Here is a 19,861-nt window from a genome sequence, read left to right on the forward strand (position 1 = left end):
TGCGCTATACGCCGACCTGAAAGTCCGGAGTCGAACTCAGGGTCTGAAAAGCCCCCTCACCCTAGCCCTCTCCCAATGGGAAAGGGGACTGATTCAGGTGTCTTTGCGCTATACACCGACCTGAAAGTTCGAGTCGAATTCAGGTTTTGAACAACACGAAGATCGGCTCCCTTTCCCCCTCGCCCCCCTGGGGGAGAGGGCTGGGGTGAGGGGGTAGGATTCACGCATCACCACAAAACCCAAGCCGTACACACAAAAAACGCCGCATTAAAAAATGCGGCGTTTTTATCTACCGAAAATTACTTCAAATCAAACCGATCCAGATTCGTCACCTTCGTCCAAGCCGCGACAAAGTCCTTAACAAACTGCTCCTTGGCATCCGAACTGGCATACACCTCAGCCAACGCCCTTAATTGCGCATTGGAACCAAACACCAGATCAACCCGCGTCGCCGTCCACTTCACGCTGCCGGTTTTACGGTCGCGTCCTTCGAACTCATCCGCATCCCGTGACGTTGGCTTCCACTCCACCCCCATGTCCAGCAGGTTGGTGAAGAAGTCATTGGTCAGCGCCTCGGTCTGCGAGGTGAACACACCATGCCGGGTTTGCCCGACGTTGGTGTTCAACACCCGCAAGCCACCCAGCAGCACAGTCATCTCCGGCGCGGTGAGGGTGAGCAATTGTGCCTTGTCGATCAGCAGCGCCTCTGCCGACACGGTGTATTTGCCCTTGCTGTAGTTGCGGAAACCATCGGCAATCGGTTCAAGGAAGCCAAACGAGTCGACGTCGGTTTGCTCTTGGCTGGCGTCCGTACGCCCCGGATTGAACGGCACGGAGACGGAGTGCCCGGCGTTTTTCGCTGCTTGCTCAATCCCGGCATTCCCCGCCAACACGATCAGGTCTGCCAGCGAGACTTTCTTGCCGGCGGCGCCGCCATTGAACTCGCCCTGAATGCCCTCAAGGGTTTGCAGCACTTTGGCCAGTTGCTCAGGCTGGTTGGCTTGCCAGAACTTCTGCGGCGCCAGACGCAGACGGCCGCCGTTGGCGCCGCCACGCTTGTCTGAACCGCGGAACGTCGAGAGTGCCGCCCAGGCGGTGGAGACCAGTTGCGACACCGACAGGCCTGAGGCGAGTACTTTGCTTTTCAGCGCTGCGGCATCGCTGTCGTCGATCAGTGGGTGAGTGACATCCGGAATCGGATCCTGCCACAGCAGTTCTTCGTTCGGCAGTTCCGGGCCGAGGTAGCGCGACAGAGGGCCCATGTCACGGTGGATGAGCTTGTACCAGGCGCGAGCGAAAGCATCGGCCAATTGATCCGGGTTGGCGAGGAAGCGCCGGGAGATCTGCTCGTAGGCAGGGTCGAAACGCAGCGCCAGGTCAGAAGTGAGCATGGTTGGCGAGAGTTTCTTGTTCGGATCATGGGCGTGGGGAACAGTGCCGGCACCGGCGCCGTTTTTCGGAATCCACTGATGCGCACCTGCCGGGCTTTTGCTCAATTCCCACTCGAAGCCGAACAGGTTTTCCAGGTAGTTGTTACTCCACTTTGTCGGTGTGGTGGTCCAGGTCACTTCCAGGCCGCTGGTGATGGTGTCGCCACCCTTGCCGGTGCCGAACGCGTTGCGCCAGCCGAGGCCCTGTTCTTCGAGGCCGGCCGCTTCCGGTTCCGGCCCGACGTTATCGGCAGGGCCGGCGCCGTGAGTTTTACCGAAGGCGTGACCGCCGGCGATCAAGGCGACGGTTTCTTCATCGTTCATGGCCATGCGGCCAAAGGTTTCGCGGATGTCGTGGGCCGAGGCCACTGGATCGGGATTGCCCTCAGGGCCTTCCGGGTTCACGTAAATCAGGCCCATTTGCACCGCAGCGAGGGGGTTTTCCAGATTGCGTTCGCCCTGATCGGTGCGGCTTTCTTCTTTGCCGTGCAAATCCGGCTCGGCCACCAGCGTGCCGTCACCGGGCTCCTGCATGGCGGACTTGTCTTTGCCATAGCGGCTGTCGCCACCCAGCCATTCGTGCTCGGAGCCCCAGTAGACGTCTTCGTCCGGTTCCCACACATCGGGACGGCCACCGGAGAAACCGAAGGTCTTGAAGCCCATGGATTCCAGCGCGACGTTCCCGGTGAGAACGATCAGGTCAGCCCAGGAAATATTGCGTCCGTATTTCTGCTTGATCGGCCATAGCAAGCGGCGGGCCTTGTCGAGACTGACGTTGTCCGGCCAGCTGTTGAGCGGCGCAAAACGTTGCTGACCGGAGCCGGCGCCACCACGGCCATCAGCGGTGCGATAGGTGCCGGCGCTGTGCCAGGCCATGCGGATGAAGAGGGGGCCGTAATGGCCAAAGTCGGCCGGCCACCAGTCCTGGGAGTCGGTCATCAGCGCGTTGAGGTCTTGTTTCAGTGCCTGGAAGTCCAGGCTTTTGAAAGCTTTGGCGTAGTCGAAGTCCTTGCCCAACGGATCGGACTTGGGCGAGTGCTGACTCAGGATTTTCAGGTTGAGTTGATTCGGCCACCAGTCACGGTTCGTCGTACCACCACCGGCGGCGTGGTTGAACGGGCATTTCGATTCGTTTGCCATGTTCGGGTCCTTATCAGGTCTGCTACGGCCGGCTCGTGCCGACTTCGGACTAGTAAGGCTAGACCCGACTTGGGAAGTCAGCTAATAGGCCGACTATTGGAGGGTGATAGGCAGAATCTCTCGCATCATAAAATTAAATTTAATAACGGCTGTGCCACTTATTCCAATAAAAACTAAAAAACTGTCATTTCTGACAGTGCGAAAAAAATCAAAGTTTTCCTATATTGCAACGGAGAAACCGATAAAACCACCTAATGGAAGCAAGGATAAAAATATGAAAACTTATGAAGATATTAAAAAACTTTCTGAAGAACAGACAGCTACAGAGGGTAAGTTCACAGCTTCTCGTGATGGAAAGCTATTTCTTAAAAGCGATTTTCTATTTTTCGCCAATTGGGGAGAGGATTATGCCGTCATTGGAAGTCAGAAAAATGAGAGATGGATCACCTTCTCTCTTCCAACTGATTTGAAGGGGCTTGGTCCCCATAAAGTACCCCTGTATGAAAAAAACGAGAGTCTTTTTCTTGTCTGGGAGGTGCGATTCGAAGAAGAACGTCTCAAGTTAAAGTCGGGGTCCGTAACTTTTACGTTCAAGGATGAAAGCCGGAATGGCATAGCCGGTTCTCTTGATTTTGTCCTCGAAGATGACAGTAAAGTCCACGGCGACTTTAATATCTGGAATTAATCAGAAAGGTGTAACAATGGTCGGCGGATTCTATATTACGATTGCCTAGTTTGGGTGTGTGTGGGGTGCCGTCATTTGGCCCCCCATACTTTTAAATGGATTTTTTCAGGAAAACATTTGCTCAACTGGCTTGCTCTTCATCAACCTGCGGAGACTCATCCAAAGTGTCCTCCTGCCCCGGCAATTCCGTAATCACACTGAAATCCGTCACTTCAACCGCGCCCAGCCCATAACCCAGCAAATGGAAAGAAAACGCTTTGCGCTCTTGCGGGTTGTCGAAGCTGAAGTTCATTTCCAGTGGCTGGTCGGCGGTTGCCACCATCTCCTGTGGCAAACCGATCTGCACGTCCTGTTCAAACTCCTTGGCCTTGAGCTGAATGTACGCCGCCTGCTGCGGATCGACTGAACGTACGGTCAGGCGCACGCGGGTGTGCGAGCCTTTGGGCATTTCCAGGTACTGCGCGCCGATCAGGTTGTCGGCCCAGTCATCGTTGATCTGCGCTTGCAGCGGGATGACGTTGGTGCTGCCGAACTGGTAGCGGTGATTGAGCGGCGTGCGCAGCAGCGACAGGTCGAGGGCGTTGGCGCGAGCAGCGATCTGCCGGGCCGGGTGGCCGCTGTAGTTTCCTTTGTATTTGGCGCTTTCGGCGATGAAACCGGCGCTTTCGTAGTAGCGGCAGCGGCGCGGCATGTCGCATTCGGAGAAGATGCCTTGACCGTTGTGATAGCGCAGCTTGCCGTTGGTGAACGACATGATTTCGCGACCGGTATCGTAGTCGCGAAACAGTGAGCGGCCGCTCAGTGCGGTGGGTACCGGCAAGTCGAAATAGTCGAGGATCGAGGCGCTCAGATCGACGTGGCCGTAAACCCCGGCATTCAGGCGCGGCAGTTGTTCATGCTCCGGCGCCAGGGTCAGATTGAAACCCCACGACGAGGCCAGGCGCACGCCGTCGATGCCGTGGGATTCATCCGAGGTGATCACTACCAGCGTGTCTTTCAGAACGCCTTGGCGTTCGAGGCCGCTGAGGAACTGCTCCAGCGCATCGTCAAGGTAGCCGACGGCGGCTTGCTTGGGCGTTTCATAGCGCTCCAGGTATTGCTCGGGCGCGGAGTAGGGCTGATGCGTGCCGACGGTCAGCAATGTCAGCATCCACGGCTGCTTCTGCTTTTTCAGTTGGCCGACATAATCCAGCGCGCCTTCGAAAAACGCCTTGTCATCCTTGCCCCACGGGAACTCCAGATAGTTGCTGTTGCTGAACCATTCCAGACCATGAGTCGCATCGAAACCGATGTGCGGCATGATCTTGTCTTTGGCCATGAAGCGCAGCCCGGCACCTTGCAGATAGTGCGTGCTGAAGCCGTGTTCACGCAGTTGTGCCGGCAGGCAGGCCTGATTGCGCTCGTTGAGGGTGAGCATCTCCACGCCTTTGGGCGTGCCGTTGTTGAGTTTGTCGTAATCGCCGCAAAGCATCGCGTACAGACCGCGAATGGTCTGGTGCGTGTGCAGCACGTAATCCGGAGTGTTCATGCCGCGCTCGGCCCAGCGGCTGAGGTTGGGCATCAGGTCTTCCTGATAATGGCTGCCGATGGCCTCGCGGTTGGCGCGGATATAGGCGCCGGGAATGCCTTCCAGGGCGATGACCAGCACATTGCGCGCTTGCCCCGGTGCGGCCAGCAGTTTCTGCCCATTGAGGTCGACATCGGTGAGCCCGGCCATGGCCGGCGCGGGTTCTTCGACATCACCGTCCAGCCATTCCTCGCCCCGAATCTGCAGATCAGCAACTTCAGTGGCCAGCAACTGGTGCGGCAGGTTGTACTGGCGCCACGGATCGGCTTCGCTCGGCCACAGGTTCTGCGCACCCCAGTGCGCGGCGAACAACACCAGCGGTGCGCTCCAGGCGGCGCGTGGCAGGGGCGGGCGGGGTAGATCGCGGTTGGCAAACCGGGTCAGCAACCAGAACAGCAGGGCCAGCAACAAGGTGATACCCAGCGCAGGGTGCGCCAGCCCGCCACCCGTGGAATTTTCCACGAACTGCGGATCGATCAGGTAATGAATGTCGGAAGGTGTCGGCAGACGACCGACAGCGCTGACCAGTTCAGCGGTCGCCACCGCCAGCAAACCCCAGAACAGCAACACCGGCAAGGCCAGCCACCACGCCCGACGATGCAGCAATACCACCAACAGACTGCCAATGGCCAGGTCCGACAAATAACCCAGCGGTGCCGACCAGCCCAGTGCCGCACGCAGGCACACCGGCACAATCAGCACGAGAAAGATCAACGAAAAGAGGCGGGCATGTGGCTGCCGCAACCGGTTAAAAAGAGCGCTCACAAAAAAGACCTTCCAGCCATTAAATCGTCATAAAAGTGTGCGCGATGATACCAAGGGTGGGCTGTCTGATCGCCCTTTTAAACGCTCAACTGATGCGCTGGTACGCGAGCTCTCGAAGGTGATGTCGCGTCTGCAGCCCTCACCGGGCCTCGGGTCACACGGCAATCGGCGATATTGAGGCTGGTAGATTTATTGTTTCAGGCTGTTTAACCTTTCGAGCCGCCACCGAATTCCGATGTAGGAGCTGCGGCACGCTGCGATCTTTTGATCTTTTGATCTTTTGATCTTGTTATCGGAACCCGGAATCAAAAGCTCTCATCCTCATTCCGCTCAACAACCCGTGCTATCGATATGCGATAAAGATATTTAATTTCTGTTTTTTATATCTATAAAGTCAGGCCTTTCAGCAAACCACCCCATGCTGCGAGGTTGTCATGGCCACACCGTTCAAACGTTCCGCACTGACTCTGTTGGCCGCTTCTCTGGCAGCCAGTGTGCTGTTCAGCACCGGCGCTCAGGCCGAGGGCAAGATCAGCATTGCCCAGCAATTCGGCATCGGTTACCTGATTCTCGATGTCGTGCGCGACCAGAACCTCATCGAAAAACACGGTAAGGCGCAGGGCCTCGACATCAAGGTCGACTGGAACAGCATCTCCGGTGCCACGGCGATGAACGAAGCGCTGCTCACCGGATCGCTCGACGTGGTTTCCGCCGGTGTACCACCCATGCTCACCGTGTGGGATCGCACCAAGGGCAAACAGAACGTCAAAGCCATCGCCGCACTGGGCTCGATGCCCAACTATTTGCTGACCAACAATCCGAACATCAAGACCCTCAAGGACTTCACCGACAAAGACCGGATTGCCGTGCCTGCCGCCGGCGTAGGCTTCCAGTCGCGCACCTTGCAGATCGAAACCGCGAAGGAATTCGGCGACGCCCAATACAAGAAATTCGACGACATCTCGGTCAGCCTGCCGCACCCCGATGCGACGGCCGCGCTGATCGCCGGCGGCTCGGAAATCAACTCGCACTTCTCCAGCCCGCCGTTCCAGTACCAGGCGTTGCAGAATCCCAACGTGCACAAAGTGCTGAGTTCTTATGATGTGCTCGGCGGTCAGGCGACATTCAACGTGCTGTACACCACGGAAAAATTCCACGACGAAAACCCGAAAACCTACAAGGCGTTCTACGACGCGTTGGCCGAGGCCGAGAAGATTATCAAGGCTGATAAGCCGGCGGCGGCTCAGGCGTACATTCGTGTCGAACAGTCGAAGTTGCCGCTGGCCCTGGTTGAGCAAATCGTCAAGGACCCGGAAATCGATTTCACCGTGGTGCCGCAGCGCACCTTTATCTACGCCGAGAAGTTGCAGGAGCTGGGCGTACTGAAGAACAAGGCTGACAGCTGGAAGGATTACTTTTTTGAAGAGGCGCATGGTGGTGCGGGGAGCTAAGTGGGCGATTGATGACGAGGGGGCGTGGCGTTCTGGACAGGGAGATGGCCACTTAGTAGCATTCGCGGCTTATGGATTTCTATCCCGAACGTCGGCCGACGCATCAAGGACCCCCAATGCACAAGTTCACCCATGGCGATCTGACCGTTGACTTCACTGTGTTGACCGGTGAAGTGGTGGGCAGCGAAAAAATGAGCGAAACCCACATCACCTCCACCGGTGGTAACGGACAAGTCAACAGCCTTGGCCAATCTGTCGCACTTCAGATCAACACTGTGTTGGTCGTCAATCATGAGTTCTGGATCAAAACGGCCGACGGCATCGAACACGATATCCATTTGCGCGGTCTCGATATTCCTCTGCGCAGCGGGCAGGACATTTCGCTGATCAGCGCCGTCAGCAACGATGGCAAGACCGTTTTGCACACTCACCTGCAAAACCAGACCTCAGCCAAGACATATCAGATTCGCGATGGCAAGGCGCTGAACACCGAACTCGAACTGTCACCGTTTCGCTGGAAGCCTTTGCTGATTGCTTTTGTCTTGTGGGTCGGCATCGGTTTCGTTTCAGGCGTACTGGGTTTTCTGGTGGGGGCGGGCTACTACATTTATCAGTGCGTCAAAGGTTCCAAGCGCAAGAAACTGCTGATCACGGCACTGGATAGCTTTCTTGCCCAATTGAATCAGCGGGTCGAAAGCCAATATCACGCACCGCAACCTGCCCAGGCACAAGCGCCCGATCAGCCCGAGGTGCAGGCACCGACCCAGCCCGCAGCCGTGACCAGCATCAATGTGCGCAAGGCGTTGTCACGCAACGGCTGAGCACGTCGTCGAGCCGCGTGCGACGGTCAGTCGCGCGCAGGTTCGCCATCATCAAAAATGCTTTCAATCGGCATCTCGAACGCCCGGGCAATCTGAAAAGCCAATGGCAGACTCGGGTCGTAGCGTTCGTTTTCAATCGCGTTGATGGTCTGGCGCGACACGCTCAGGCGTTCCGCCAGGTCGACCTGCGACCATTTGCGCTCGGCGCGCAATTCCTTGAGGCGGTTTTTCATTGGTAGCGGCGTCGCGCAATTTGCAGGCCGACAATCCACATCAGCCCCATCACCGGCCACACACACGTCCACGGAATGTGCGGAGCGCCGACGTTTTCCAGAAAACCGTAGCTGAAGGTCAACAGTGCCGAGGCGGCGAAGGCAAACCCCAAGGCTTCGAACTGGATGCGCAGATGCATTTCGTCCATGCGCCGCATATTGCGCACGATGGCCCAGCACATCAGTCCCGCCGGAATGATCGGCGTCAGTGCGACGGCCGAGCGCAGCACGATGGGGGCGTCCATCAGGTATTGCGAGGCAATCAATGAAGCTGTCAGGACCAGCATGTAGATGATTAATGCAGCGCCCAATTCGAGGTAGTACCGGTTCATTCTTTACTTCCTATGTAAAAGACCCTTTACATGGTCGCCGAAGACTTATCCGATGTAAAGCACGCTTTCCATCATGGCTGGTAGCCGCGAACAGACTCATGCCGGAGGATTTTCGCGTAGGTCTGCAGCTAAGGGGCACGCTTTCTGGACAGCGTAATAACCACTCAGTAGCATTCGAGCCCAACGGATTATCCCTTCGCACGTCGTCCGACGTGGAACGCTCAAGGAATCGACATGCGCGACACCCCCATTGACCAAAAACGAACGGTCGTGACCCAGGTCAGCGGCGAGATTCACTATGAAACCCAGATCAGTTTCAGCTCCACGTCGCTCGTCGATGGCGAAATTCGCGTGCATCGTGCTGAAGGCAATCAGCTAGACATTCCGGTGGCCGGGGCGGATTTTGCTTGGCGCATTGATCTGGATGGGGTGCATAGAGTACCGGTGACGCAAGCAGCGGTTGAACCGGAGGAACCGCTGCCTGTCGATGACGGTTTGAAGTTGTTCACCTCGAAAACCGTGTGGATCACACTGGCACTGTGGTTCTTCGTGAGTTCGGTGTTCGGTTGGCTGGGGATTGTGGCGGCAGGTGGATATCTCGGTTACCAGTGGCGTGAGGTGGAAAAGCGCAAGGAACAGTTGGCCAAGGCAACCGTTGTTGAAGCCGTGCCCCGTTCCGGCTCGCGGATGTCACGGGAAAGCGTGCGCAGGGCATTGGCCCGCAATCGTTAATTCGGCACACATCAAAAACAAAAAAGGGGCGGCCTGATCATCGATCAGGCCGCCCCTTTTTTATTGCCGCTCAGTCAGATCAATGCATCTTGCTGTGATCGTGACCTTCCATGTTGGTCAGCGCGCGAACCGGCGCTTTAACCTCGATGGTCTCTTTCTCGCCCTTGGCGTTTTCCACGGTCAGGGTCAGCGGCACGCTGTCGCCTTCCTTCAGCTGAGCGGTCAGGCCCATCAGCATTACGTGGTAGCCGTTCGGATCAAGCTTGACGGCTTTGCCGGCCGGCAGCTCGACAAACTTCACCGGGCCCATGCTCATGACGTCATTCTTCATGGTCATTTCGTGGATCTGTACATCTTTGGCCGCTGGCGTCGCGACGCTGAGCAACTTGCTGTCGCTGTCGGCGGTGAGGGTCATGAACGCGCCGCTGGCGGACTGGGTCGGCACGGTCGCGCGCACCCAGGCATCGTCGACTTTGGTCTGCGCCGAGACCTGCGAGGCCAGGCCAAGCAGGGACAGAGCGAGTACGGCACGTTTGATGTGGTTCAGAACAGGTTGCATCAGCAAACCTCCATAACAGTAAGCAAATCTTCCGTGCATTGTTCTGCCGAAAGCGAGGTGGACAGACCCAGGCGCAAGCCGCCGTTGGAGTCGTAAACGTAACTGGTCGCGGTGTGCGAGATGGTGTACGTGTCGCCGGCCGGGACTTTCTCGTAGAACACGTCGAATTCCTTGGCCGTGGCTGCGGTTTCCTCAAGCGTGCCGTAGAGCGCAACGAACGTCGGGTCGAAGGCTTTCATGTAGGCGTCGAGGATTTCTGGCGTATCGCGCTCGGGATCGAGGCTGATGAAGATCACCTGCAAGCGGTCGCCATCGGCGCCCATCAGTTTCTTGATTTTCGCCGCGCGGGCGAGGGTGGTCGGGCAGACTGCCGGGCACTGGGTAAAGCCGAAGAAGACCATCGGCATCATGCCGCGGAAGCTCGACAGCGTCATGGTTTCGCCATCGGTGTTCTTCAGTTTGAAGGTGCGCCCCATGATCTTGTTACTCAGATCCTTGCCGTACTTGTACGACAGTTGGCCGCGGGTGTCGCAGCCGGCGAGCAGGCCGAGCCCGAGCACGCCCATTCCCGCAAGCACCTTGCGGCGAGTCAACAAAGCCGTCATCTAATACCGCCTTTTGCAGCCCGTCAGTCGGCAGGACTGGCGGGGGGTTAACCGTAAAAGCGGCGCATGATACCAAACTGAGGGCAGAGGCCGGCCATGGATCGCCGCACGGCACAGGATCGAGCGACAAAAGGTGTAAGAAAAAGTGACGACGGACTCACTGCACCCGCGAATCCTCAACGCTCCAGCCCCCGCCCAGCGCGGTGTACAGATTGACCTCGGCGACCAGTTGCGCGAGGCGATCGGTGATCAGACCCTGCTGCGAACTGAACAGCGAACGCTGCGCATCAAGGAACGTCAGGCTGCTGTCGACGCCATTCTGATAGCGGTTCTGCGCCAGGTTGTAATAAGTCTGCGTGGCCGCGACCAGATCGCGCTGCGCCTGCAATTGCTGCTGATAAGTGCTGCGTGCGGCGAGGCCGTCGGCGACTTCCTGAAACGCGGTTTGGATCGATTTTTCGTATTCGGCCACTGCCACTTCTTTCTGCAACTTCGAATAATCCAGACTGGCGCGCAGGCTGCCGGCATTGAAGATCGGCAGGCTGATCTGCGGCTGAAAGGTCCAGGCCCCGGAACCGGCGCCGAACAAACCGGAAAGGTCTCGACTGGAGGTGCCGGCATTCGCCGTCAGGCTGACGCTGGGGAAAAAAGCCGCGCGCGCTGCGCCGATATTGGCGTTGGCCGCTTTCAGTTTGTACTCCGCTTGAAGAATGTCCGGACGCCTTTGCAGCAGATCCGATGGCAGCCCGGCCGGCAGTTGTTGCACCAGATCGCTGGCCAGTGGTCGGGCGGGCAGGGCTTCGGGCACCGGTGCGCCGACCAGCAAGGTCAGGCTGTTGAGGTCCTGAGCGACCTGACGCTGATAGCGCGCCAGATTGGCCCGTGAGCTGTCGACGCTGGTTTTGGCCTGCGCCTGCTCCAGCGCCGACGACTTGCCGGCCTCGCGGTTGCGGGTGGTCAGGTGCAGGCTCTGTTCATCGGCGGCGAGGGTCTCGCGAGTGAGAACCAGCAGCTCTTGATCGGCACGCCAGGTCAGGTAGGCGTTGGCGACGTTGGCGACCAGACTCAGTTCGGCACTGCGCCGCGCCTCTTCAGTCGAGAGCCAGGTCTGCAACGCCTGCTCACTGAGGCTGCGTACGCGACCGAAGAAATCCAGCTCATAGGCGCTGATGCCGAGATTGACCGAGTACGTCGAATTGATCAGCGCCTTGCCTTGGGTCACGCTCGGCGGCATGCGCTGGCGTAACTCGTTGGCGTTGGCCGACACCGCCGGGAACAGGTCGGCGCGCTGAATGCGGTACTGCGCCTGGAAGGCTTCGACGTTGAGGGCCGCCACGCGCAGGTCGCGGTTGTTGACCAGCGCACTTTCGATCAACTGTTGCAGCGCCGGATCGGTGAACAGCGTGCGCCAGTCCTCGCTGCCCGTGGCTACCTGCGTCGCTGTTGGATACTGCGCGGCAGTGGGGGACGCGGGGCGCTGATACTCGGGAATCAATGAACAACCGCCCATCAGCACCGCGATGGACAGCAGGGAAAGTCGCAACGTCAACATCGAACTGCCTCATGCATATAGAGAGCGTTGTGCTCAGGCCCCGGCCATCCATTTCGCCAGACCATGGCGGCCACTGACGCCGAGTTTGGCCGTGGCGCGTTTCAGGTACGTCTCGATCGAACTGTTTTTCACCCGCAGTTTCTCCGCCATTTGCGGCACGGTGCCGCCGGTCAACAGGCCCAGGCAGACTTCTTTCTCACGCACCGACAAGGCGATGTCGCTGATCGCCAGGCGCTCATCGAATACTTGCGCCAGCGGAGCCTGATCCAGCTCGGCCAAAGGTTGGCGTGGCTGTTTGGCGAGGGATTGTCGGCTGATTTGCGCATGTCGTTCTATCAGCGGCAGCAGGGTGTCGGACAGGTGCTTGAGAAACGACAGCTCCGGCAGAGAAAAAACTCGCTGGGTGTGCGGACGGTAAAACGAGATGACGCAGCGGCGGTTTGAAGTGCGCGACACCAGGTTGCACTGATGCACGCTGTGCTGCGGATGACGCGGTAGCAGTGAGGCTTTTAACTGAATCAGCAACGAGTCATTCATTTCGATTATTTTCTGCAGCAACGGATGATCGTCCAGTCTCTCCAGTGGATCGGGCGGGGGGAAAGTCTGCGGTAAGCCGGCACTGCCCAACGGCTTGATTTCAACCACGCTGGCCTGACGTTCATCGAGCGTCCACTCACTGAGATCGACCCGATTGACCGGCACCAGCGTGTCGACCAACTGGAACATGTTCGTGGCGAAGTGATCATCGCCGGTGCTGGCAATCAGCTCACCCAGTTGCCAGTAGAAATGCGGGTTTTCCATATTGCGAATACTGCCGGTCAGATTCATATCCTTGTCATCCCTGGTTCAGAACCTTCACTGAATCGTCTGCCGTCTATGCAAAAGCCACCCACGCCGTCATTTCTCCTTGAACACGATCTGGAGCGGGATTTAAGCCTATGGATTTGTCCTACGTCTGTAGGGGAAAACAGGGACACAAAGTGCCACTATTTCTGATTGTTGGCGCCGGGGTTCTGACGGTGTTGAACACCGGCGTAACGGCGAGCGTGACTGTTCAGTCACGCTCAGGCCCCGGAAAACCGGCAGATGCTGATTTCTGATCGGTGGCGCTCGGGCAAATGGCGGCGCTGGTATGTGGCTTTTTTCCTACAAGCTTTTCAGTATTTCCTCTCCGAATTATTAGACCTTGCCTGCGATAAGCACGCCCATGGCGCGTATCAGGGTGTTGGTTGTCCGGGTTTCAGGTGTCATGTCGGTGGCGGGGCCGATGCTTGAATACCGGCAAAATTTCATGAGAAGGATCTTATGCAGCCTACTTCTGCCAACGTGGCGGGCGATCTGTCCGTGCCTGTCGAGACATTCGCGCTGACTGCCGCCCAACGGGATATCTGGCTGGACCAACTCAGCCGCGGTGATTCGCCGCTGTATAACATTGGCGGTTACGTCGAACTGAACGGGCCGCTGGATCCGGCATTGCTGCAATCGGCGCTTGAATCTCTGGTGGCAGCGAACGACGCCTTGCGCATTGTGCTGCTGGCGGACGTTGGTCACGATGGGCTGCCGTTGCAAGGGTTTGCGCAGGCGCTGCGGGTGGTCATGCCGGTGCATGATGTCAGCGGGCAACCCGATCCGCAGTCGGCAGCCCGGGCGCTGGTCGAAGCGCATATGAGGCAGGCCTTTGTGTTGAGCGGGCAAGCGTTGTTCCGTTTCAGCCTGATTCGCCTCGATCGGCATCGCCACTGGTTGGCGGCCCAGGCCCATCACTTGATCATCGATGGCTGGGCGTTTGCGCTGCTGTTCAAGTCGGTGGGCGAGATCTACAGCGCGTTGTGCCGTGGCGAGCATCCGCGCAGGGCGGCACCGTCCTATGTCGGCTTTATCGAAGATGACGCGCGCTACCATCAGTCACCTCGCTATGAGCGCGATCAACGCTACTGGCTGGACAAGTACCGCAGCTTGCCCGAGCCCTTGTTGACGCCCCGTCATCACGAACCCCTCGATGCTGAATCGGCGCCAAGCTGCATCCACGTCGAGGCTTTTCCTGCCGTGCTGCACGAGCGTATGAAAGACTGCGCGCGACGATTTGGTGGCTCGGCCTTTCATGTCTTGCTGGCGGCGCTGCATGTGTATTTCAGTCGTACCGCCCAGCGTGACGAGTGGGTGGTCGGCTTGCCGATTCTCAATCGTTCCGGTGCCCGCTTCAAAAGCACCTTGGGCTTGTTCACCCAGGTCAGTGCAATGCACATGGGGTTTGGCCGGGCTTTGTCATTTGGCGAATTGATCAAGGCAATCGGCGATAGCCTGAAGCAGGATTTTCGTCATCAACGCTACCCGCTGAGCGAGATGAACCGCGCGCTCGGCCTATTGCGTGAAGACCGCTCGCAACTGTTCGAGCTGTCGGTGTCCTACGAACAGGACGACCATGATTATCGCTACGGTGAGGCGTCGGGACACTCGGTCAAGGTCTCCAACCAGCACGAGGCGACACCGCTGGCCCTTCACCTGCGCAGCAACCGTTACAACGACAAGGCCTGGCTGCATCTGGTGTACTCGCCGGCCTATTTCTCGGCTGACGAGATCGCGTCGTTGACCGAGCGCTTGTTGCTGATACTGGAGCAGGGTCTGGAATGTCCGGAGCTCGCAATCGCCGATTTCAACCTCAACAGCCCGGCAGAGCTGGCCCTGCTCGATGAGTGGAACGACACCCGCGTCAGTTATCCGCAAGGCCCACTGATTCATCAGCGATTCGTATCCCGAGTGGCCGAACAACCGGACGCCGTGGTCGCGACGTATCAGGGACGAACCCTGAGCTATGCCGAGCTGAACCAGCAAGCCAATGCGTTGGCCCATCATCTGCTGGGCCTCGGTGTACGGCCGGATGACCGGGTGGCGATCGTCGCGCGCAGGAGCCTGGAGACATTGGTCGGGCTACTGGCGGTTCTCAAGGCTGGCGCCGCCTATGTGCCGATTGACCCGGCACATCCGCCCGAGCGCCTGAGTTATCTGCTCAGCGACAGTGCTCCGGTGGCGCTGCTGACGCAAAGTGATTTACGTGATCGCTTGCCCGCCACAGCGCTGCCAGTGATCGAGCTTGATCGCCGAGAATGGTCGCTCGACAACGTGACCGATCCCGACGTGCCGGGGTTGACCACGAGCAACCTCGCTTATGTGATTTACACCTCCGGCTCGACCGGGTTGCCCAAAGGCGTGATGGTCGAACACCGCACGCTGGGCAATCTGGTCGACTGGCACTGCGCGGCATTCGGACTCGCTACCGGGCAGCACACCTCGAGTCTGGCCGGCTTCGGTTTTGACGCGATGGCCTGGGAGGTCTGGCCGGCGTTGTGCGCCGGGGCGACGTTGCATTTGTCACCCGCGAGCGAAGGCAGCGAAGACATCGACGCGCTGCTCGCCTGGTGGCGTGCGCAGCCGCTGGACGTGAGCTTTCTGCCAACGCCGATTGCCGAATATGCCTTCAGCAAACAACTCGATCACCCGACCTTGCGCACCTTGCTGATCGGCGGTGATCGTCTGCGCCAGTTCAACCGTGCGCAGGGTTTTGCGGTGGTCAACAATTACGGGCCGACCGAGGCCACGGTGGTCGCCACCTCGGGGTTGATCACGCCGGGGCAGGCGTTGCACATCGGCAAACCCGTGAGCAATGCCACCGCGTATTTGCTCGATGATCAGCAGCGCCCGGTGCCGATCGGCATCATCGGTGAGCTGTATGTCGGCGGTGCCGGGGTTGCCCGGGGTTACCTGAATCGTCCGGATCTGACGGCCGAACGCTTCCTCAACGATCCGTTCAGTGCACAGCCGGATGCGCGCATGTACCGCACCGGCGACCTCGCACGCTGGCGCGCCGACGGTAACCTTGAGTACATCGGTCGTAACGACGATCAGGTGAAGGTCCGTGGCGTGCGTGTCGAACTGGGCGAAATCGAAGCGGCACTCGCCAGCCATGCTGCGGTGCAGGAAACCGTGGTGCTGGTGCGTGACGGTCAACTGTTGGCATGGTTCACCGAGCGTGAAGCGCTGGACATCCTGCAACTGCATGCGCATCTGACATCGCGTTTGCCGGCCACGATGCTGCCGGCCGCTTACATGCGCCTGGCGAGTTTGCCGCTGACCGCCAACGGCAAGCTCGATCGCCAGGCGTTGCCGGCACCGGGGCCGGACGCGTTGATCCGTCGTCAATACGAGGCGCCACAAGGTGACGTCGAAATCGCCCTGGCGCAGATCTGGGCCGAGGTCTTGCAGGTTGAACGGGTAGGGCGTCACGACCATTTCTTCGAGCTGGGCGGCCACTCGTTGTTGGCTGTGGGCTTGATCGAACGCATGCGCCAGATTGGCATGAGCAGCGATGTTCGCGTGCTGTTCAGCCAGCCGACACTGGCGGCGCTGGCAGCAGCGGAGGGCAGTGGCCGCGAAGTCGAGGTGCCGGTCAACCGCATTGCCGCCGATTGCACGCGCATCACGCCAGACCTGCTGCCACTGGTGCAACTGGATCAGGCGATGATCGAGCGTATCGTCGCAACAGTGCCGGGTGGTGCCGCCAATGTGCAGGACATCTACCCGTTGGCACCATTGCAGGAAGGCATTCTCTATCACCACATCACTGCTGCGCAGGGCGATCCGTATCTGCTGCAATCACTGCTGGCGTTCGACAGTCTCGAGCGGGTCGAGGCCTTCGCCGCTGCGTTGTGTCAGGTCATTGCACGGCACGACATCCTGCGTACGGCGGTGGTCTGGGAAGGGCTGACGTCGCCGGTGCAAGTGGTATGGCGCGAGACCATTTTGCCGGTGCAGGAAGTCGAACTTGACCCTGCTGGTGGCGCAATCATCGATCAGTTGCACGAACGCTTCGACGCGCGGCGTTATCGCCTCGACATCAGTCAGGCACCGCTGCTGCGCCTGATGTATGCCCGTGACCCCGTGCATAACCGGGTGGTCGGCATCTTGCTGTTCCATCACCTGGCGATGGATCACATCGCGTTGGAGGCGATGCGCGAAGAAATCCACGCCTGCCTGTCCGGGAGCGCTGAACCGCTGGCGGTACCGGTGCCGTACCGCAACTATGTGGCGCAGACGCGATTCGGCGTCAGCGAGCAGGAGCATGAAGCGTTCTTCCGCCAGATGCTCGCTGACATCGACGAGCCGACCTTGCCGTTCGCTTTGCAGAACGTACAGGGCGATGGCAGCAACATCGAGGAGGCCGAGCAAACGCTGACGAGCGACCTCTATCAGCGCTTGCAGCAGCAGGCGCGTCTGGCCGGCGTGAGTGTCGCCAGCCTGATTCACCTCGCTTGGGCGCAAGTGTTGGCGGCGACATCCGGGCAGCCAAGCGTGGTGTTCGGCACGGTGCTGATGGGGCGCATGCAGGGCGGCGCGGGTGCCGACCGGGCGCTGGGGGTGTTCATCAATACCTTGCCGCTGCGGGTCGATGTCGGCGAGGGTGCGCGCGCAGCGGTGAAATCCACGCATGCCCGCCTGACTGCGTTGCTCGCCCATGAACACGCCTCTTTGGCGCTGGCTCAGCGTTGCAGCGGCGTTGTCGCGCCGGCGCCGCTGTTCAGCGCTTTGCTCAACTATCGGCACAGCGATGATGTCGAGCAAAAAACCTCCCGGCAGAGCTGGCAGGGCATCGAGACCCTGGCCAACGAGGAGCGCACCAATTACCCGTTTACCCTGAGTGTCGATGACCTCGGCACAGGCTTGCGTCTGACTACCCGAACCCTGTCGAGCATCGGTGCGCAACGGATTTGCGCTTATGTGCAGTCAGCGCTGAGAGGCTTGGTCGAGGCGTTGGAAAACACGCCGCAGCAGCCATTGAATCGCTTGCCATTGTTGCCGGAAGAAGAACTGCAACGGCTGCTGATCGAGTTCAACGATACGGCGGTCGATTGCCCGATGGACCAGCCGCTGCAGACGCTGTTCGAACAACAGGTGCAGCGCAAACCGAATGCCATCGCCGTGCAGTTCGCCGAGCAACGCCTGAGCTATCGCGAGTTGAATGAGCAGGCCAACCGCTTGGCTCATCATCTGCGTGGGCTCGGCGTGCAGCCGGATTCGCGAGTCGCAATCTGCGTCGAGCGCGGGCCGGAACTGGTGATCGGACTGCTGGGCATTCTCAAGGCGGGCGGTGCCTATGTGCCGCTCGATCCCGATTATCCGCTGCAACGCCTGAACTACATGTTGCAGGACAGCGCACCGGTCGCGCTGCTGGTGCATGCCGCGACGCGCGATCTGCTCGGCGAACCCGGCGTGCCGCTGATCGATCTCGACCTCGGCGTCTGGCAGGACCAGCCGCACGACAACCCGCAGGTGCCGGGTCTCGGCGCGACGAATCTGGCCTACATGATCTACACCTCTGGCTCCACCGGCACGCCGAAGGGCGTGATGATCGAGCACCGCAGCGCCTGCAACATGGTGCACTGGGGCTCGCAGTTGTCACCGCCCAGCGAACACGGGGCGTTGCTGCAAAAGGCCCCGTACAGTTTCGACAGTTCGGTGTGGGAGATCTTCTGGCCACTGTGCTCGGGCATGCGCCTGGTGCTGGCGCGGGCCGACGGCAATCGCGATTCGGCGTATGTCACGCAAGTGATCCGCGAGCAGAACATCACGGTGGTCAAGTTCGTGCCGGCGTTGTTACAGCAGTTCATCGAGCAGGACGATGTCAGCCAGTGCACCAGCCTCACCGACGTGCTTAACGGTGGCGGCGAATTGACCGTTGCGCTGGCCCGGCAAGTGCGCGAGCGCCTGCCGTGGGTGCGCCTGCACAACGTCTACGGGCCGACCGAAACCACGGTCGACAGCAGCGGTTGGACGCTGCAACCCTATGAGCCTGTGCCGCAGACGCTGGTGCCTATCGGCAAGGCCCTGAGCAATACGCGGCTGTATGTCCTTGATGCCTTTGATCAGCCTGTGCCGCTTGGCGTCAGTGGGCATTTGCACATTGGCGGAGTGGGCGTGTCGCGCGGCTATCTGGGCCTGCCGCAATTGCAGGCCGAACGCTTTATCGACAGTCCGTTCGTGGCCGGTGATCGTTTGTATCGCACCGGTGATCTGGTGCGCTACGGCACCAATGGCAACCTTGAATTCCTCGGTCGCAACGACTTTCAGGTCAAGCTGCGCGGGGTGCGCCTTGAGCTGGGCGAGATTGAAGCGCGGCTGCTCGAACATCCGGCCATTCGCGAAGCGGTGGTGCTGGTGCGCGATGAGCGGCTGGTGGCTTATTACAGCGTGCGTGCCGAGCAGGCTGCACCGACGCTGGAAGCATTGCGAGCACATGTGTTGGCGCAGTTGCCGGAATTCATGGTGCCTGGCGCTTACGTGATGCTGGCGGCGCTGCCCTTGACGCCCAACGACAAAATCGATCGCAAGGCGTTGCCGGAACCGGGGGCGGAGGCGTTGCTCAGCCGTCCTTACGAGGCGCCCGAAGGCGACGTGGAAGCAGCCTTGGCGCAGATCTGGGCGCAGGTGCTCAAGGTCGAGCAGGTCGGGCGCCACGACAACTTCTTCGAACTGGGCGGGCATTCGCTGTTGGCGGTCAGTCTGGTCGCGCGCATGCGTCTGGCCGGGCTGCATGTCGACGCGCGGACGCTGTTCAGTCAGCCGACGCTGGCGGCGCTGGCGGCACAGACCTCGCGGCAGGCCAAGCAGGTCGAAATCGCCCAGACCACCATCCCGAGCCTCAATCGAAAACGCCGTCTCTGACGGCGACCACAAACCCTGTAGGAGCTGCCGAAGGCTGCGATCTGTTGATCTTGTTTTTAAAAGCAAAATCAAAAGATCGCAGCCTTCGGCAGCTCCTACAGAGACGAACAGCGAGCAGGGCGGCTTGTCCCCGCTTCCCATGTCAGACACCCACGCCCCGATGTTTTAGTTTTTCCAGGCTGCGCGCCGCGTGCACGGACTCGCTGCTGCGCGCTCCTTTTTTCCGTATTTACA

General features: G+C 59.4%; 13 protein-coding genes. 5 read left to right on the top strand and 8 right to left on the bottom strand.

Going from position 1 to position 19,861, the window contains the following annotated elements; genetic code table 11:
* Nucleotides 1-299 precede the first annotated feature (299 nt).
* Nucleotides 300-2,570 carry a catalase/peroxidase HPI gene (katG, locus tag ACW9IR_RS04785; RefSeq protein ID WP_102899174.1) on the bottom strand — a complete coding sequence of 757 codons (2,271 nt, stop codon included), beginning with the start codon at nt 2,568-2,570 and terminating at the stop codon, nt 300-302.
* A 274-nt stretch (nt 2,571-2,844) separates the two neighbouring features.
* Here katG and ACW9IR_RS04790 point away from each other — a divergent pair, with 274 nt between their 5' ends.
* Nucleotides 2,845-3,255, top strand: coding sequence for a hypothetical protein (locus tag ACW9IR_RS04790; protein WP_102899173.1), 411 nt, complete (start codon nt 2,845-2,847; stop codon nt 3,253-3,255).
* A 121-nt stretch (nt 3,256-3,376) separates the two neighbouring features.
* Here the strand turns inward: ACW9IR_RS04790 and ACW9IR_RS04795 are convergent, their stop codons facing one another.
* Nucleotides 3,377-5,587 carry an LTA synthase family protein gene (locus ACW9IR_RS04795; RefSeq protein ID WP_110719898.1) on the bottom strand — a complete coding sequence of 737 codons (2,211 nt, stop codon included), beginning with the start codon at nt 5,585-5,587 and terminating at the stop codon, nt 3,377-3,379.
* A 434-nt stretch (nt 5,588-6,021) separates the two neighbouring features.
* On the opposite strand from ACW9IR_RS04795, the gene ACW9IR_RS04800 reads away from it, so the two are divergent.
* Together ACW9IR_RS04800 and ACW9IR_RS04805 are read left to right on the top strand one after the other, a co-directional pair.
* Nucleotides 6,022-7,038, top strand: a complete 1,017-nt coding sequence (locus ACW9IR_RS04800) for an ABC transporter substrate-binding protein (RefSeq protein WP_150794988.1) — start codon at nt 6,022-6,024, stop codon at nt 7,036-7,038.
* 116 nt (nt 7,039-7,154) lie between these two features.
* Entirely contained in the window at nt 7,155-7,859 is a 705-nt protein-coding gene (locus ACW9IR_RS04805; RefSeq protein ID WP_102899170.1) for a hypothetical protein, read from the top strand.
* Between the two features lie 26 nt (nt 7,860-7,885).
* Here ACW9IR_RS04805 and ACW9IR_RS04810 read toward each other — a convergent pair whose 3' ends face one another.
* Together ACW9IR_RS04810 and ACW9IR_RS04815 are read right to left on the bottom strand one after the other, a co-directional pair.
* Entirely contained in the window at nt 7,886-8,092 is a 207-nt protein-coding gene (locus tag ACW9IR_RS04810) for a helix-turn-helix transcriptional regulator (RefSeq protein WP_095118435.1), read from the bottom strand.
* On the bottom strand, nt 8,089-8,463 hold the full coding sequence (locus ACW9IR_RS04815) for a hypothetical protein (RefSeq protein WP_102899169.1): 375 nt from the start codon (nt 8,461-8,463) through the stop codon (nt 8,089-8,091). Before ACW9IR_RS04815 ends, ACW9IR_RS04810 begins: the two co-directional genes overlap by 4 nt.
* A 234-nt stretch (nt 8,464-8,697) precedes the next feature.
* Here ACW9IR_RS04815 and ACW9IR_RS04820 point away from each other — a divergent pair, with 234 nt between their 5' ends.
* Nucleotides 8,698-9,195 (top strand): hypothetical protein, encoded by a 498-nt coding sequence (locus ACW9IR_RS04820; protein WP_102899168.1) that lies wholly within the window; start codon nt 8,698-8,700, stop codon nt 9,193-9,195.
* 79 nt (nt 9,196-9,274) lie between these two features.
* Here the strand turns inward: ACW9IR_RS04820 and ACW9IR_RS04825 are convergent, their stop codons facing one another.
* The 4 genes from ACW9IR_RS04825 to ACW9IR_RS04840 all read right to left on the bottom strand — a co-directional run bounded on the left by ACW9IR_RS04825 (nt 9,275) and on the right by ACW9IR_RS04840 (nt 12,739).
* Entirely contained in the window at nt 9,275-9,754 is a 480-nt protein-coding gene (locus ACW9IR_RS04825) for a copper chaperone PCu(A)C (RefSeq protein ID WP_102899167.1), read from the bottom strand.
* Nucleotides 9,754-10,359 carry an SCO family protein gene (locus ACW9IR_RS04830; protein ID WP_008079652.1) on the bottom strand — a complete coding sequence of 202 codons (606 nt, stop codon included), beginning with the start codon at nt 10,357-10,359 and terminating at the stop codon, nt 9,754-9,756. The genes ACW9IR_RS04825 and ACW9IR_RS04830 overlap by 1 nt, the downstream gene beginning before the upstream one ends.
* A 157-nt stretch (nt 10,360-10,516) precedes the next feature.
* Nucleotides 10,517-11,911, bottom strand: coding sequence for an efflux transporter outer membrane subunit (locus ACW9IR_RS04835; protein WP_457461921.1), 1,395 nt, complete (start codon nt 11,909-11,911; stop codon nt 10,517-10,519).
* Nucleotides 11,912-11,944: 33 nt separating this feature from the next.
* Nucleotides 11,945-12,739: a helix-turn-helix transcriptional regulator gene (locus ACW9IR_RS04840; RefSeq protein ID WP_102899165.1), complete on the bottom strand. Its 795-nt coding sequence runs from the start codon at nt 12,737-12,739 to the stop codon at nt 11,945-11,947.
* 477 nt (nt 12,740-13,216) lie between these two features.
* Here ACW9IR_RS04840 and ACW9IR_RS04845 point away from each other — a divergent pair, with 477 nt between their 5' ends.
* Entirely contained in the window at nt 13,217-19,627 is a 6,411-nt protein-coding gene (locus ACW9IR_RS04845) for an amino acid adenylation domain-containing protein (protein ID WP_457461924.1), read from the top strand.
* The last annotated feature ends 234 nt before the right edge of the window (nt 19,628-19,861 follow it).

It is taken from the genome of Pseudomonas sp. SDT291_1_S447, from assembly GCF_054070155.1.